The sequence below is a fragment of the Micromonospora sp. NPDC023644 genome, assembly GCF_040640115.1.
Taxonomy (GTDB): domain Bacteria; phylum Actinomycetota; class Actinomycetes; order Mycobacteriales; family Micromonosporaceae; genus Micromonospora.
In genome coordinates this window covers 134,679-150,006 of the sequence record NZ_JBFABA010000006.1, presented here as the reverse complement: position 1 = coordinate 150,006, position 15,328 = coordinate 134,679, and the positions used below count along the sequence as shown (strand labels likewise).

11 protein-coding genes are annotated in these 15,328 nt (G+C 73.6%); 6 read left to right on the top strand and 5 right to left on the bottom strand.

Features of this window, described 5'->3' with window-relative positions:
• The first annotated feature begins 24 nt into the window (after positions 1 to 24).
• Together smc and AB0G08_RS07420 are read left to right on the top strand one after the other, a co-directional pair.
• On the top strand, positions 25 to 3,636 hold the full coding sequence (gene smc / locus AB0G08_RS07425; protein WP_358084494.1) for a chromosome segregation protein SMC: 3,612 nt from the start codon (positions 25 to 27) through the stop codon (positions 3,634 to 3,636).
• A complete protein-coding gene (locus tag AB0G08_RS07420; RefSeq protein ID WP_358084491.1) occupies positions 3,636 to 4,256 on the top strand; it encodes an HAD-IA family hydrolase in 621 nt (206 codons plus the stop codon). Before smc ends, AB0G08_RS07420 begins: the two co-directional genes overlap by 1 nt.
• Positions 4,257 to 4,320: 64 nt before the next feature.
• Here the strand turns inward: AB0G08_RS07420 and AB0G08_RS07415 are convergent, their stop codons facing one another.
• From AB0G08_RS07415 to AB0G08_RS07395, 5 genes are all read right to left on the bottom strand, one after another.
• A complete protein-coding gene (locus AB0G08_RS07415; RefSeq protein WP_358084488.1) occupies positions 4,321 to 5,685 on the bottom strand; it encodes an extracellular solute-binding protein in 1,365 nt (454 codons plus the stop codon).
• Positions 5,685 to 8,267 (bottom strand): caspase family protein, encoded by a 2,583-nt coding sequence (locus AB0G08_RS07410; protein WP_358084485.1) that lies wholly within the window; start codon positions 8,265 to 8,267, stop codon positions 5,685 to 5,687. Before AB0G08_RS07410 ends, AB0G08_RS07415 begins: the two co-directional genes overlap by 1 nt.
• On the bottom strand, positions 8,264 to 8,647 hold the full coding sequence (locus AB0G08_RS07405) for a hypothetical protein (RefSeq protein WP_358084482.1): 384 nt from the start codon (positions 8,645 to 8,647) through the stop codon (positions 8,264 to 8,266). Before AB0G08_RS07405 ends, AB0G08_RS07410 begins: the two co-directional genes overlap by 4 nt.
• 128 nt (positions 8,648 to 8,775) lie before the next feature.
• Positions 8,776 to 9,297, bottom strand: a complete 522-nt coding sequence (locus AB0G08_RS07400) for a DinB family protein (RefSeq protein WP_358084479.1) — start codon at positions 9,295 to 9,297, stop codon at positions 8,776 to 8,778.
• Between the two features lie 99 nt (positions 9,298 to 9,396).
• Positions 9,397 to 11,109: an alkaline phosphatase D family protein gene (locus AB0G08_RS07395; protein WP_358084476.1), complete on the bottom strand. Its 1,713-nt coding sequence runs from the start codon at positions 11,107 to 11,109 to the stop codon at positions 9,397 to 9,399.
• A 150-nt stretch (positions 11,110 to 11,259) separates the two neighbouring features.
• Here AB0G08_RS07395 and ftsY point away from each other — a divergent pair, with 150 nt between their 5' ends.
• From ftsY to AB0G08_RS07375, 4 genes are all read left to right on the top strand, one after another.
• The gene (gene ftsY / locus AB0G08_RS07390) at positions 11,260 to 12,447 is read left to right on the top strand and encodes a signal recognition particle-docking protein FtsY (protein WP_358084472.1); all 1,188 of its coding nucleotides are present in this window, start codon (positions 11,260 to 11,262) and stop codon (positions 12,445 to 12,447) included.
• 7 nt (positions 12,448 to 12,454) lie between these two features.
• Positions 12,455 to 13,318: an aminoglycoside phosphotransferase family protein gene (locus tag AB0G08_RS07385; protein ID WP_172896564.1), complete on the top strand. Its 864-nt coding sequence runs from the start codon at positions 12,455 to 12,457 to the stop codon at positions 13,316 to 13,318.
• A 197-nt stretch (positions 13,319 to 13,515) separates the two neighbouring features.
• Positions 13,516 to 14,958 (top strand): ammonium transporter, encoded by a 1,443-nt coding sequence (locus tag AB0G08_RS07380; protein ID WP_358084470.1) that lies wholly within the window; start codon positions 13,516 to 13,518, stop codon positions 14,956 to 14,958.
• Between the two features lie 25 nt (positions 14,959 to 14,983).
• A complete protein-coding gene (locus AB0G08_RS07375; protein WP_176733926.1) occupies positions 14,984 to 15,322 on the top strand; it encodes a P-II family nitrogen regulator in 339 nt (112 codons plus the stop codon).
• Positions 15,323 to 15,328 lie beyond the last annotated feature (6 nt).

Here is a 15,328-nt window from a genome sequence, read left to right as displayed (position 1 = left end):
GGCCACCGGACGAGGATCGAGACGGTGCATCTCAAGAGCCTGACGGTGAAGGGCTTCAAGTCCTTCGCCTCCGCGACGACGCTGAAGCTGGAGCCGGGGATCACCTGCGTGGTCGGCCCGAACGGCTCCGGCAAGTCCAACGTCGTCGACGCCATCGCCTGGGTGCTCGGCGAGCAGGGCGCCAAGGCGCTGCGCGGCGGCAAGATGGAGGACGTCATCTTCGCCGGCACCGCCGGCCGGGCCCCGCTGGGCCGGGCCGAGGTGACGCTCACGATCGACAACACCGACGGCGCGCTGCCGATCGAGTACACCGAGGTGTCGATCACCCGCCGGATGTTCCGCTCCGGCGAGAGCGAGTACGAGATCAACGGCGACTCCTGCCGGCTGCTCGACATCCAGGAGCTGCTGTCGGACTCCGGCATCGGCCGGGAGATGCACATCATCGTCGGCCAGGGGCGACTCGACGGGATGCTGCACGCCAAGCCGGAGGACCGGCGGTCGTTCATCGAGGAGGCGGCCGGCGTCCTCAAGCACCGCAAGCGCAAGGAGAAGGCGCTGCGGAAGCTCGACGCGATGCAGACGAACCTCAACCGGCTCACCGACCTCACGGCCGAGCTGCGCCGCCAGCTCAAGCCGCTGGGCCGGCAGGCGGAGGTGGCCCGCCGCGCCGCCGCCATCCAGGCCAACCTGCGCGACGCCCGGCTGCGGCTGCTCGCCGACGACCTGGCCACCCTGCGGGCCACCCTGGACCGGGAGATCGCCGACGAGACCGCGGTACGCGAGCGGCGCGAGCAAATCGAGGCCGAGCACACCGAGGTGCAGGCGCGGCTGGCCGAGCTGGAGGCGGCCCTCGCCGAGGACGCGCCGCTGCTGGCCGCCGCCCAGGACACCTGGTACAAGCTCTCCGCGCTCGCCGAGCGGTTCCGCTCCATCGAGCAGCTCGCCCGGGAACGGCTGCGGCACCTCAGCGCCGTCCCCGACGACGAGCGCCCCGGCCGCGACCCCGACCAGTTGGAGGCCGAGGCCGAGCGGATCCGCGAGCAGGAGGAGGAGCTGCGCGGCGCGCTCACCGACGACCAGATCCGGCTGGCCGAGGCCGTCGAGCACCGCCAGGAGCTGGAACGGCAGCTCGCCGCCGCCGAACGCGAGCTGGTCGCCGCGGCCAAGGCGATCGCCGACCGGCGGGAGGGCCTGGCCCGGCTGACCGGCCAGGTCAACTCCGCCCGCGCCCGGACCACCAGCGCCAGCGAGGAGATCGAACGGCTCGCCACCGCGCACGCCGACGCGCTGGCCCGGGCCGACCAGGCCCAGGCCGAGCTCGACGCGGTCGCCGAGCAGTCCACCGAGGCGGACCGGGACAACGCCGACCTCGACGCCCGGCACGCCGAGGCGGTCGCCGCCCAGGAGCGGGCGCAGGCCACCGTGCGGTCGCTGACCGACGCCGAACGCGCGGCGGAGAAGGACGCCGCCACCTGGAAGGCCCGGGAGGAGGCGCTCGCCCTCGGCCTGCGCCGCAAGGACGGCGCGGGCGCGCTGCTGGCCCGCGCCGACGAGGTGCCCGGCCTGCTGGGCAGCCTGGCCGGGCTGCTCACCGTCGCCCCCGGGCAGGAGGCCGCACTCGCCGCCGCGCTCGGCGGGCTCGCCGACGCGGTCGCGGTCAGCGGCGTCGACGAGGCGGTCGAGGCCATGCGGCTGCTGAAGATCTCCGACGCGGGCCGCGCCGGCCTGCTGGTCGGCAGCCCCGCCGGGCCGGGCATGGACGCCCCGGTCGACGCGCTGCGGCCGAAGCTGCCCGACGGCGCCCGCTGGGCGCCCGACCTGGTGGAGTGCTCCCCGCAGATCCGTCCGGCGGTGCACCGGGCGCTGCGCGACGTGGTGCTGGTCGACGACCTCGCCGCGGCGGCCGAGGTGGTCGCCGGCAACCCGGAGCTGCGCGCGGTGACCCCCGACGGGGACGTGGTCGGCGCGTACGCGGCGGCCGGCGGGTCGGCCAAGGCGCCCAGCTTCATCGAGGTGCAGGCCGCCGTCGAGGAGGCCCGGTCGAACCGGCTCGCCGCCGAGCGCACCGGCGCGGAACTGCGCGAGCAGCTCGTCGACGCCCGCGCCGAGGTGGCCGCCGCCAAGGAGACCGTGCAGCACGCCGCCGCCGCCAAGCGGGAGGCGGAGAGCCACCGCAACGCCGCCGCCCGCCGGCTGGCCGAGCTGGGCGCGGCGGCCCGCTCGGCGAAGGCGGAGACCGACCGGCTCGGCGAGTCCCGGGCCCGCGCGGAGGCGGCCCGGGAACGGGACCTGCTCACCCTGGCCGAGCTGGAGGAGCGGCTGCGGCTGGCCGAGGAGACCCCGGTCGACGCGGAACCCTCCAGCGAGGAACGCGACCAGCTCGCCGCGATGGTGCCGCAGGCGCGGCAGAACGAGATGGAGGTGCGGCTCGCGGTGCGTACCGCCGAGGAGCGGGTCTCCTCGATCGCCGGCCGCGCGGACTCGCTGCGCCGGCAGGCCACCGCCGAGCGGGCCGCGCGGGAACGCGCGGCGGCGCGGCGGGCGGCGCGCACCCGGGGCGCGGGCATCGCCCGGGCCGTGGCGGGCGGGGCCCGGGAGGCCCTCACCCGGTTGGCCACCTCCATCGCCGCGGCCGAGGAGCACCGCGACGCCGTGGCGCGCGAGCGCGCCGCCCGCGAGGCCGAGCTCCAGGAGGTACGCGGCGCGGCCAAGCGGCTCGGCGCGGAGCTGGAGCGGCTGACCAGCCAGGTGCACCGGGACGAGGTGGCCCGCGCCGAGCAGCGGCTGCGCATCGAGCAGTTGGAGGCGAAGGCCGCCGAGGACTTCGGGCTGGACGTGGAGGCCCTCGTCGCCGAGTACGGCCCGAACCAGCCCGTCCCGCCCACCCAGGCCGACGTGGCGGCGGCCGAACGCGACGGCCTGCCGGTGCCCGAGCCCGTGCGCTACGAGCGGCCGGTGCAGGAGAAGCGGGCCGCCAAGGCGGAACGGGAACTGGCCCTGCTCGGCAAGGTGAACCCGCTGGCGCTGGAGGAGTTCGCCGCGCTGGAGGAGCGCTACAAGTTCCTCTCCGAGCAGCTGGAGGACCTCAAGGCCACCCGCCGCGACCTGCTCACCGTGGTCAAGGACGTCGACGACCGGATCCTGGAGGTCTTCGCCAGCGCGTTCGCCGACACGGCCCGGGAGTTCCAGCAGGTCTTCACCGTCCTCTTCCCCGGTGGCGAGGGACGGTTGGTGCTCACCGACCCGGACGACCTGCTCACCACCGGCGTCGAGGTCGAGGCCCGCCCGCCGGGCAAGAAGATCAAGCGGCTGTCGCTGCTCTCCGGCGGCGAGCGTTCGCTGACCGCGGTGGCGATGCTGGTGGCGATCTTCCGGGCCCGGCCCAGCCCGTTCTACATCATGGACGAGGTGGAGGCGGCGCTCGACGACGTCAACCTGGGCCGACTGATCACGCTGCTGGCACAGTTGCGGGAGAAGAGCCAGCTCATCGTCATCACGCACCAGAAGCGGACGATGGAGGTCGCCGACGCCCTGTACGGCGTGACCATGCGCAACGGCGTGACCCAGGTGATCAGCCAGCGGCTCAACCGGGCCGACGGAGACGAGCGGCGTGGCCGCGGCGAGGAGAACGAGTAGTGGGTCGGGAACGGGCGACGGCGCTCCTGGTGGACTTCGACGGCGTCCTGCGGCGGTGGGACCCGGCGGTGGCCGCCGGGGTGGAGCGGGAGTACGGCCTGTCCGAGGGCGTGCTCACCGAGATCGCCATGCAGTGGGGGCGGCTCCAGCCGGTGCTGACCGGCAGGGTCAGCCACGCCGACTGGATGACCAGCGTGGCCGACGCGCTGGCCGACTCGGTGGGCGGCCCCGAGCGGGCCCGGGCCGCCGTGGAGCAGTGGCAGCGCTACCGGGGCGAGGTGGACCCCGAGGTGCTCGCCTTCGTCCGCGAGGCGCGGGCCGGCGGCATCCGGGTCGGGCTCGGCACGAACGCCACCGACCTGCTCGACGCCGACCTCGCCGCGCTCGACCTCACGGACGAGTTCGACGCGGTGGTCAACTCGTCCAGGATCGGGGTGAACAAGCCGGCGAAGGAGTACTTCCAGGCGGCCTGCGAGGCCCTGGAGACCCCGGCGGCCCGGGTGCTCTTCGTCGACGACGAGGACTGGGCGATCCGGGGCGCCCGCGTCGCCGGCCTGTCGGCGCTGCGCTGGAGCGGCCCGGCCGACCTGCGCTACGCGCGGGCCGCCCTGGCGTACTGAGGACCGTGCGCCAGCGGTGCGTCCCGGGCGTCGCCTGGGACGCACCGGGTACCGGCGGAAGAGGCTAGTCCTGGGCCGGTGCCGTCGGGGTGGCTCCCCGAAGTGCCTCGCTGAGCCGTTGGTCGAGGTCGGACGGGAGCGTGCCGCCGGTCAGCGCGGTCCGGACGTAGCCGCGTAGCACCCGGCTGAAGTGGACGTAGTGCGGCGACACGGGGCGGAGCCGAGCGGTGTCGACGGCCTTGCGGAGCTTGTCGACGTACGGATACTTCGCCTTGATCGCCGCCTCCGAATAGACGACGTCCCGCGTCGCGGCGAACCCGCCGCGCTCGAACAGCATCCGTTGGCTCTGCTCCCCGGTGAGGAACGCGATCAGCGCTTGGGCGGCCCGGGGCTGCTGGCTGCGACGCGCGACCGCCAGGTTCTGCCCGCCCAGTACGCTCGGCCCCGGCAGCGTCTCGACGCCGAAGCGGACCGTGGCGGCGGACGGCGTCGAGGGTGCGGTGGTGGCATCGGTGTCCGTGAGCTGCCGGTACGCGACCGGCCAGTTGCGCATGAAGGCGACCTCTCCCGCCCGGAACGACTCGCGGCTGCGGGCCTCGTTCTGCGTGAGCGCCTTCGGCGACACCACTGACGGTCCGGCGGCCGGGTCGCCCGCACCCGCCGGGGTCAGTGACCGCAGTGCGTCGGCGAACCGGTCCCGGTCGACCGACACGTGGCCCTGTTCGTCGACGCGCAGTTCACCGTCGGCGGCCCAGAGGGCCTCCAGCGTGTTGACGGTGAGCCCCTCGTAGTCCGCGAGCTGGCTGGTGTAGCCGGCCTCCAGCCCGGGCACCTTCGCCGCCAGCAGCCGGGCCGACTCGCTCTCGATCTCCGGCCACTCGAACGGGGGCTGCAGCCCGAGGTCGGTGCGGTGGAACAGCAGTCCGGCGTCGGTGTTGAAGGGCAGGGCCCACAGGTCACCCTCGTAACGGCAGGTGCTCAGGGGGTTCTTCAGGAAGACCTCGTCCGGGCGGTCGACCAGCCGTGACTCGTCGATGGGCCGCAGCAGGTTCTTGTCGGCGAACTCGGCGGTCCAGGTGACGTCGAGGTTGAACACGTCGATGTCCGTGTCGTCCTGGGCCCGGTTGACCATCTCGGCGTGCTGGCCGTCCGCGGCCTCCGACAACGAGACGATCCTGGCCTGGTTGCGCGGGTGCGAGGCGTTCCACAGGTCGATGAGCGCCTGTCGTTGGCCGCCCACGCTGTCGTCGCGGCCGCTGATGATGACGAGCTCGCCGGGCTCCAGGTCCTCGGGACCGTCGATGACCGGCAGCAGGACGAACAGCAGGGTGGCCACCAGCAGGCCGCTGAGGTTGCCGAGCCAGAACGGCAACCACCGGCCCCCGCGGCCGTCGCGCCGCCCCGGTGCCGGGTCCACGCTCGGTGGCATCAGTCCGCTCCTTCCCAGAGCGCGGCGAACAGCCGGCTCAGCACGTCGTCGATGCTGTCGGCGCGGGTGTCGTAACAGTCGCCACCGGTGCCCCGGGCGAGGCGGTCGAGCGGGGAGCCGGCGCAGGCGAGGTCGCCGACGGCGAGCACGTAGAGCCGCACACCGGCCAGGGCCGCGACGGGCGGAGCCGGCTGCCCGCTGGTGTCCTGGCCGTCGGTGAGCACCACGAGGGCGCGCAGGGGATCGCCGTCGCCGGCCCGCAGCTGGGTGACCCCCTGCCGCAGGGTCCGGTAGAGCGGCGTGTCGCCGGACGGCCGGACCCGCTGGAGCGCCGCGCGCAGGTCGGCGGTCCGCACCACGCTCGGGTGGCCGATCGACACCAGCTGACGGGAGTTGCCGGCGGCGGTGGAGAAGGTGACGAGGCCGAACTCGTCCCGGCGTCCCATCTGCTCCACGGACCGTCCCACCCCGTCGACCGCCACCTCGAAGCGGGTCCTGCGCCGGTCCTCGCTCGGGCTGCGCATCGAGCCGGAGGCGTCCAGCGCCACCAGCACCCGCCCGGGCCGGTGCGCGTCGCGGTGGATGTGCTGGGCCCGGTCCTGGTCGGCGACTGGCGCCTCCCTGAGCTGCCGGGGCAGGCCGAAGGGCCATTCCCGCAGCGCCCCGTTGGTGTTGTCCACCGGCGCGCCGATGTCGTGGCCGGCCGGCCGGAGGCCCGCCCGCAGCAACGCCTCCTTGCCGTCGTCCTCGCTGGCCAGCCAATGGACGAACGTGGCGGCGGCCGCCCGGACGCGCTCGCCCTGCACGGCGTCCGGCCAGCGAAGTCGGGCGACCGGGGAGAAGAGGACGGGTGCGTCCGCGGGATAGAACGCCTGCAGACGCTCCGCTCGCGGGGGCACGTGGCGGGTGGTGCAGCCGGCCCCGATCGGCAGACCCTGGTTGTAGCGGACCAGCGACTGTTCGGTGAGGATCACGGCGGGCGTGCGGCCCGCCGGCGCGGTCGCGGCGAGGACCCGCTGGCGGCACAGCACACCGATGTCGTCGCCGATCGGATACGAGCCGGCGTCGAGCGTGCGGTCCAGGAACTGTTCCACGCGCTGCCGGGCCTGGGACGCGGGGATGAGTCCTTCCCTGTCGAGGTAGAGCGCGTGGGTGGCCAGCCGGCTCACCGCCGACGACTTCGGGTCGGCCCGCACCACGCCCCACCCGTCGCCGTCGGGGCCCGGCCGGACGGCTCGCCGAAACAGCTCCGGCCAGGCCATCGTCATGGCGCGGTGATCGGCGTCCGCGCCGGCGAGCCGACCGGTCGGCACACCGAGGACCAGGGGTGACCACGCGACGGTCTGGACCTCGGTGACCACGCCTGCCCCGGCCCCGTCCAGCCGGTCCAGCTCGCTGGCGGACTCGGGCAGCCAGAGGTCGGGGTGTGGTCCGACGTCCCGCAGGAAGCGATGGTCCGGCTCGCCGGCCGATCCCCAGCCGGCCCTGATGCCTGCCCGCAGATCGTCGTCGGCAGCGGGGAAGAGGTAGATCCGCGCGGACGGGCACCCGCCGTTGTGTCGCGCGCTCCACCGCTCGAACGCGTCGGCCACCTCCTGGTACGGGAGATGACCCACGACGGAGGTGGCCACGCGTACCTCCGTCGGCTGGTGACATCCGGTGGAGGCCGCGCCGGTCGGGTCGGCGTGGCCGGTGGAACCGACCAGCAGGGCCCAGACCGCGAGGAGGGGCAGGACGACCCGGCGCGGCAGCGCACCGTGCAGCGGGGGCCAGTCCGGGAGCGGGACGAGTCGGTCCGGCGGCGGCCGGCGGGTGGGACGACCTGCGGGCGGGACGATCGGTCGGTCCTGGTCCGCCGGCCTGCGCCCCGGGACCCAGCCGACCGCGATCATGCCCTCCCTCCGGTACGCCGAGAGCGTGGGCCGCTGCCTGTGCTCCGCCGTGCGGAGCACCCTGGCCGCGTAGTGGTGCAACTCTTCGGTGTCGACGACGCCGTCGCCGTTGCTGTCGGCCGCTCCGGTGCGCAGCCCCTCGACCACCGCCCGGGTGAAGACGCCCTGCCCGTCCTCGTGACTGAACTCGTTGCTGGTGCACGCGGTGATGACCACGTGCCCCCGCCCGCGGAACGGCTCGGCCAGGTCGGGCACTCCCCGGCTGCGCAGGCCGCGCGCGAACGCGCCGCTGTAGCAGCAGTCGAGCAGGACGATGATCTGCCTTGCCAGGCTCCGGGCCATCTCGTGCTGGACGTGATCCGCCGACAGCGCGGTGTATCGAAGCTCCCCGGTCTGGCTGCTCGAATCGGACGCGGCGAAGAAGAGCCGGCCCTCGTCGTCCTTCTTGCCGTGGGCCGAGATGTGCAGGAGCAGGACGTCCTCGGGCCGCCCGTCGCCGAAGTGCTTCGCGATGGCGAGGCCGATGTCGCGGATCGGCCGGTTCCGCAGCACCGTCACCGTGTCGAAGGCGCCGATCTCCGGGTCCTTGAGCACCGCACGGAGTGAGTCGGCGTCCCGGACGGTGCCGGGAAGGTCGTCGAACTCCTCGTCCGCGTAGACCCCGTTCGCGATGATCAGCGCGTGTCTCATCGGGCGGTCGGGAACACCCGGTCGATGAAGGCGTCGGTGAGTCGGCGTTGCTCGTCGGCGGTGGCGTTGTCGAGGATCAGCTCGTGTTCGCCGATCCGCACCTCGACCCGGCCGCGACCGCGGCGGGACTGCCAGTCACCGACGACACGGAGCACCCCGCTCACCACGTCGGCGTGGGCCACCAGTGCGGCGAGCAGCGTCCCCAACTCGACCAACTCGCCCGCCCGGGCACCGCTCGGTGGGGCCGTCCCGGACGCCGCCCGGCCGAGGGAGACGACGCCGTCCGCCTCTCGCAGCTCCCGAAGCAGCCGGCCCGCTGCCTCCTCCGTCAGGTCCTCGTCACCATCCACAGTGGTGAGCCGCACCACGACCGTGTCCATCCATCGAACGGTAGCAGCCGTCCGCACACCTTCCGGTCACGCTCCGTGCGGTCCTTGCGTCGTCGGCGGGGCCGCCGGCGGGCCGTCGCCACCCCGCCCGCACGGTGGCGACCCGCCGGCGGGCCGGCTCATTCCCCGGTCACCCCGTCGATGCGTTCGCGGATCAGGTCGGCGTGGCCGTTGTGCCGGGCGTACTCCTCGATCATGTGCACGTAGACCCAGCGCAGGTTGAACGTCCGGCGCTTCGGGCCGACCTCGGTGAAGGTCTCGTCGAGCGAGCGGCCCGCCGCGGCGGCCCGGGCCAGCGCCACCTCCCGGTGGAAGGTGGCGAAGTCGGCCTCGGCGTCGGCGGCGCTGACGTCGTGGTCGGCGTCCGGGGCGTCGGGCGTGAAGTAGGGGTAGTCGACCTGCTGGCCGGCGAAGTTCTCCCGGAACCACCAGGCCTCCACCTCGGCCAGGTGCCGGACCAGGCCGAGCAGGGTGAGCCCCGAGGGCTCGACGCTGGGTGTGCGCAACTGTTCCGCGGTCAGCCCGGCGCACTTCATCAGCAGGGTCTGCCGGTGGTATTCCAGCCAGCCTTCGAGCATGGTGCGCTCGTCGCCGACGTAGGGCTCGGGGGTCCGGGTGATCTCCGGTGCTCGCCAGGTCATGCGGTCATCCTGCGCGGCACCCCCGACAACCCGCGAGCGGTTATCCGGGCGCCACCGCCAGCGCGCGTGCCGGCGGCCCGCCCGGCGCGGGCGGGCGGTTCACCCGCCGGGCGTCAGGCGCTGCCGCATCACCTCGCGCAGGTGGCCGTCGCTGGTGGTGCCCTCGATGGTCACCTCGGCCGTCCGCCCGGCGTGCACCAGCGTGGCGACCGCGTTGCCGAAGTACGGCCCGGCCAGCCGCTTCCAGCGGAAGGGTGGGCGGCGCACCCCGGCGGTGCGAGCCAGCGCCCGGGTGGCCCCGGCCGGCCCCGCCGACCAGCCCAGCCTCATCAGCGGGCGCATCCCGGCGGGGACCTGGTTGTGGATGGGCGAGCAGGTGAGCTGGTGCACCGGGGTGACCACGCCCCGGTCGGCGAACCGCGCCCGCGCCACGTACGAGTGGTGCACGTCGCCGGAGAGCACGCTGATCGACGCCGGTGGCGCGTACGCCGGGCCGGCCCCGATCCGCTCGCCGGGCTCGCCGGGCGTGCCGCTGCCGAGGCGGGCGAAGAGCGCCCCGAGCGCGTCGAACGACCGGTGGAACGCGGCCCAGTGCTCCAGGTCCAGCCCGCGGCGCAGCTTCTCCGCCAGCCGGGCGACCCAGCGCCGCCGGGAGTCGGCCAGCTTCTCGTTCCACGCCTCCACGTGGTGGATGCCCGGCGGGAGCAGCCAGGGCAGGGACGCGCCGACCACGAGGTGGTCGTAGACGCCGTGGGCGCGGTCCAGGAACCACGACCACTCGCCCGGGGGCAGCATCGCCCGCTGGCCCGGCTCCAGCACCCGGCTGCACCGGTTGTCGAGCATGACCAGCCGGGTCCGGCCCAGGTCCAGCGCGTAGCTCCACTGGTACTGCACGGCCCGCCACCGCTCGGTGTCGTGGGCGAGGTCGGCCTCGGTGTCGACCCGCTGGCCGAACTCGCGCAGCACCCCGGTGGCGTCCTCCGCCACGCTGACCTTGGCGTAGACCGGGTCGGCGGCGATCTCGTCGGGGGAGAGGTTGCCCAGGTGCTGGTAGACCCAGTACGAGGCGAGGCCGCTGGCGATCCGCTCCGCCCACCAGGGCTGGTCGCGCATGTCGTCGCGCCAGGTGGCCGAGGTGTTCCAGTCGTCGATGACCTCGTGGTCGTCGAAGATCATCACGCTCGGGACGGTGGAGAACAGCCAGCGGATCTCCGGGTCCCGCCAGGACTCCAGGTAGAGCTTCGTGTACTCGTCGAAGCTGACCACCTGGTCGCCCGGCGCGCCCTTGGGCCGCTTGCGGCGCCGCTTCAGCAGCCGCCGGACGGTGGGGGAGGTCACGTCGGCGTAGACCTGGTCGCCGAGGAGCACCAGCAGGTCGGGCAGGTCGGCCGGCTCCGGGTCGGCCATCAACCGTCGGGCGTACGCGTCGAGGGCGTCCGGGGGCAGCCGTCGGGTGGTGGCGTGCTGGGTGGTCTCCCGGCAGGAGCCGAAGACCAGCCGGACCGGCTGCTCGAGGTCGTCGGCCGCCCGGGTGCGGATCACGCTGGGCGGGAACTTGCTCTTCGGCACCGGCCAGGCGACCTCGTCGTCGATCAGCACCTCGTAGCTGGTGGCGCTGTCCGGGGTGAGCCCCTCCACCACGACCAGGGCGTAGTGGTGGTCGTACGCCGAGAAGGTGGGGGCGGTGCCGCCGGCGCCGTCGGCGGTGCGGACGGTGACCACGGCGGGCGCGCTGGTCTCGACCCAGATGGTGGCCCGCGTGCCGACCACCCTGCGGAGCAACGGGCCGATGAGCAGGTGTGCCGCGGGCATGGTCGACCTCCAGATGAGCGGACTTCATCTTTACTACCCGGCCGGCGGTCGCACCACTGCTGGCTGTGACCGAGCCTACCGTCGGCTCTCGCGGGCGCGGTCGGGAGCGGTGGCTGGGACAGCTCCGCCGGCATCTGACAGGATTCCGGCATGACCGAATACCTCCTCATCGCGCTCGCCCTGCTCGGCGTGCTGATCCTTGGCGGCATCGGGCTGGTCGTGCCGCGGCTGCGCCGGCGACCGGAGCCGCCGCTGCCGGAGACGGAGGTCGAGACCCGGGCCGAGGAGGACCTCGCCGGCCCGCCGGTGGAGGCGCCGGAGGCCGAACTGTCCACCGGGATCCTGGTGGAGCCGCCGGTCGTGGAGGCCCCGGCCCCGGTGCTGGAGGTCCCCGAGCCGACCGCCGGGCGGCTGGTCCGGCTGCGCTCGCGGCTGTCGCGCTCGCAGAACGTCTTCGGCAAGAGCCTGCTCGGCCTGCTCAGCCGCGACCACCTCGACGAGGACGCCTGGGAGGAGATCGAGGACGGCCTGATCACCGCCGACGTCGGCATCGACGCCACCCGGGAGATCGTCGACCGGCTGCGCGAGCGCACCCGGGTCCTCGGCACCCGTTCCGCGAACGAGCTGCGCGCCCTGCTCGCCGCCGAGCTGGTCAACGCGCTCGACCCGACCCTGGACCGGTCGCTGCGGACCGCGCCGAAGGCGGGCGTGCCGGCGGTGCTGCTGGTCGTCGGCGTCAACGGCGCGGGCAAGACCACCACCTGCGGCAAGATCGCCCGGGTGCTCGTCGCCGACGGCCGCAGCGTGCTGCTCGGCGCCGCGGACACCTTCCGGGCCGCCGCCGCGGACCAGCTGGAGACCTGGGGCGGGCGGGTCGGCGCGGAGACCGTCCGCGGGCCCGAGGCCGCCGACCCGGCCAGCGTGGCCTTCGACGCCGTCAAGCGGGGCATCGACACCGGCGTGGACACCGTGCTGATCGACACCGCCGGCCGGCTGCAGAACAAGGTCGGCCTGATGGACGAGCTGGGCAAGGTCAAGCGGGTGGTGGAGAAGCACGGCCCGATCGACGAGACACTGCTGATCCTCGACGCCACCACCGGACAGAACGGGCTGGAGCAGGCCCGCGTCTTCACCGAGGTGGTCAACGTGACCGGCGTCGTGCTCACCAAGCTCGACGGCACCGCCAAGGGCGGCATCGTGATCTCCGTGCAGCGCAAGCTGGGCATCCCGGTCAAGCTGGTCGGGCTCGGCGAGGGCAAGGACGACCTGGCCCCGTTCGACCCCGCACAGTTCGTCGACGCGCTGCTCGGTACCGAGCCGCTCGCCCGGGACGCGTAACCTCGCAGTGACGACCGACGATCGCGCCTACGCCGGGTGGCGCGACCCCAGCCACCCGTCGCCGCGCCTCGGGAGACCGTACGTGACTTCGCAGGAGATCCCGCTGCACGGCGGGAACGTCAGCACCGTGGTCCGCGTCGGCGACACGGTCCGGCGCAACGCCGGGCCGTGGACGCCCTCCGTGCACGCCCTGCTGCGCCACCTGGAGTACGTCGGGTTCACCGGCGCTCCCCGCGCGCTCGGCATGGACGAGCGCAACCGGGAGGTCCTGTCGTACCTGGAGGGGGAGTGCGGGGAGTACCCGCTGGCCCCGCACTGGGTCACCGACGAGGCGCTGGTGACCGTCGCCACCATGCTCCGGATGTTCCACGACGCCCAGTACGGCTTCGTCCCGCCGCCCGGGGCGGTGTGGCGCTCGTTCGGCCCGCCGCCGCCGGACACCGAGGTCATCTGCCACCACGACGCCGCCCCGCACAACGTCATCTGGCGGCCCGACGGCACCCTCGGGCTGATCGACTTCGACCTCGCCTCGCCCGGCGCCCGGATCTACGACGTGGCGTACGCGGCCTGGACCTGGGTGCCGATCTTCTCCGACCGGGACTCGATCACGCTCGGCTGGAAGCACCCCGACCGGCCGCGCCGGCTGCGCCTCTTCGCCGACGCGTACGGGCTGATCCCCCGGGACCGGCACCGGCTGATCCGGACCATCCGCAAGCGGATCGTGGACCACGTGGAGGGCATCCGCCGGATGGCCGCCGCCGGCGAGCCGGCCTTCGTCCGGATCGTGCACAAGGGGCACCTGCGCCGGCCGATGCGGGACCTGCGGCTGCTCGACTACGAGCGCAACGCACTGGAGTACGCGCTGCGCTGAGCGGTCCGTGCCGCCGGATGCCACCCCGCGACGATGGTGAGGTTCTCTTCACACGTCCGAAACAAGCCGTCACCGTCCGGAAATCGGCGGGTGACGCTGGGGGAAACAGGGAGCGACCAGGCTTCCGCGCATCCGGCGTACGGGCGACGCTGCCCCGGAAGCCGTGAAGGAGGGAACTTCACCTTTAGGAGGCCAGCGTGCCTGAGGCACCCACGATCGATTCCGGCAACACCGTGTGGTTGCTGGTGTCGACGGCGCTCGTGCTGCTCATGACGCCCGGACTGGCGCTGTTCTACGGCGGCCTGAACCGGGCCAAGGGTGTACTGAACATGATGATGATGAGCTTCTCCGCGATCGGGCTCATCTCCGTTCTGTGGTGGTTCTACGGTTTCAGCATCGCGTTCGGCAGCGATGTCAACGGCCTCTGGGGCGACCCGGGCGCCTACCTCGGCACCAAGACCTTCCTCGCCGAGACCGACCTCTGGGGCGCGACGGCGGAGAACCCGAGCGGCATCGGCGTCCCGCTCTACGTGTTCATGGCCTTCCAGATGATGTTCGCCGTGATCACCGTCGCGCTGATCAGCGGCGCGGTCTCCGACCGGGCGAAGTTCGCCGGCTGGCTGCTGTTCGCGTTCGGCTGGGCGACGCTTGTCTACTTCCCGGTCGCGCACTGGGTGTGGGGCGGCGGCATCATCGGCGCCGACCTGCACGCGCTCGACTTCGCCGGCGGCACCGCGGTGCACATCAACGCCGGCGCGGCGGCCCTGGCCCTGGCGCTGGTGCTGGGCAAGCGGCTCGGGTGGCCCCGGGAGGGCATGAAGCCGCACAACATCCCGCTCGTCGCGCTCGGCGCCGGGCTGCTCTGGTTCGGCTGGTTCGGCTTCAACGCCGGTTCCGAGCTCACCGTCGACTCGGTCGCCGGCCTGGCCTTCGTCAACACGCAGCTCGCCACGGCCGCCGCGGTGCTCGGCTGGATCGTCGTCGAATGGGTCAAGGACAGGAGGCCGACCCTGGTCGGCGCCTCGTCCGGCGCCGTCGCCGGCCTGGTCGCCATCACCCCTGCCTGCGGCTTCGTCGCGCCCTGGGCGGCGGTGCTGCTCGGCCTGGTCGCCGGCGCGGTCTGCGCGCTGGCGATCAGCCTCAAGTACAAGCTCGGCTACGACGACTCGCTCGACGTGGTGGGCGTGCACTTCGTCGGCGGCTGGATCGGCTCGCTCTGGCTCGGCCTCTTCGCCACCAACTCGGTCAACGGGGCGATCACCGACGTGATCGGCGCCTCCGACGGGCTCTTCTACGGCGGCGGCGTGACCCAGCTCGGCCGGCAGGCCCTGGCCGGCCTGATCGTCACCGCCTGGTCCTTCGCGGTGGCCTGGGTGCTCGCCTTCGCCATCGAGAAGACGATCGGCTTCCGCCTGCGGGCCGAGGACGAGGTCGGCGGCATCGACATCGCCGAGCACGCCGAGAGCGGCTACGACCTGTCGCCGGCCGCCGGCAGCGGCGGGGGCAGCGCGTTCGCCATGGCCGGGCTGACCGGCGCCAGGCCGGCGACGGAGCCGGCGGCCGCGCCCGCCGCGCCGACGGAGCCGCCCGCCGAGCCCGCCGCGCCTACCGAGCCGGCCGCCGAGAAGGTCGCCCGTTAACGTTCCTGGGATGGAGGGGTTGGACATGAAGCTGGTGACCGCGGTCATCAAGCCGTACCAACTGGACGCGGTGAAGGAGGCCCTGCACGCCCTCGGCGTGGCCGGCCTGACCGTCAGCGAGGTCCAGGGCTACGGGCGGCAGAAGGGGCACACCGAGGTCTACCGGGGTGCCGAGTACACGGTCGAGTTCCTGCCCAAGATCCGGGTGGAGGTGCTCACCGACGAGATCGACGTCGACAAGATCGTCGACGCCGTCGTCGGCGCCGCCCGGACCGGCAAGATCGGCGACGGGAAGGTCTGGGTGACCGCGGTCGAGGAGGTCGTCCGGGTCCGCACCGGCGAGCGCGGCCTCGACGCGCTCTGACACCGC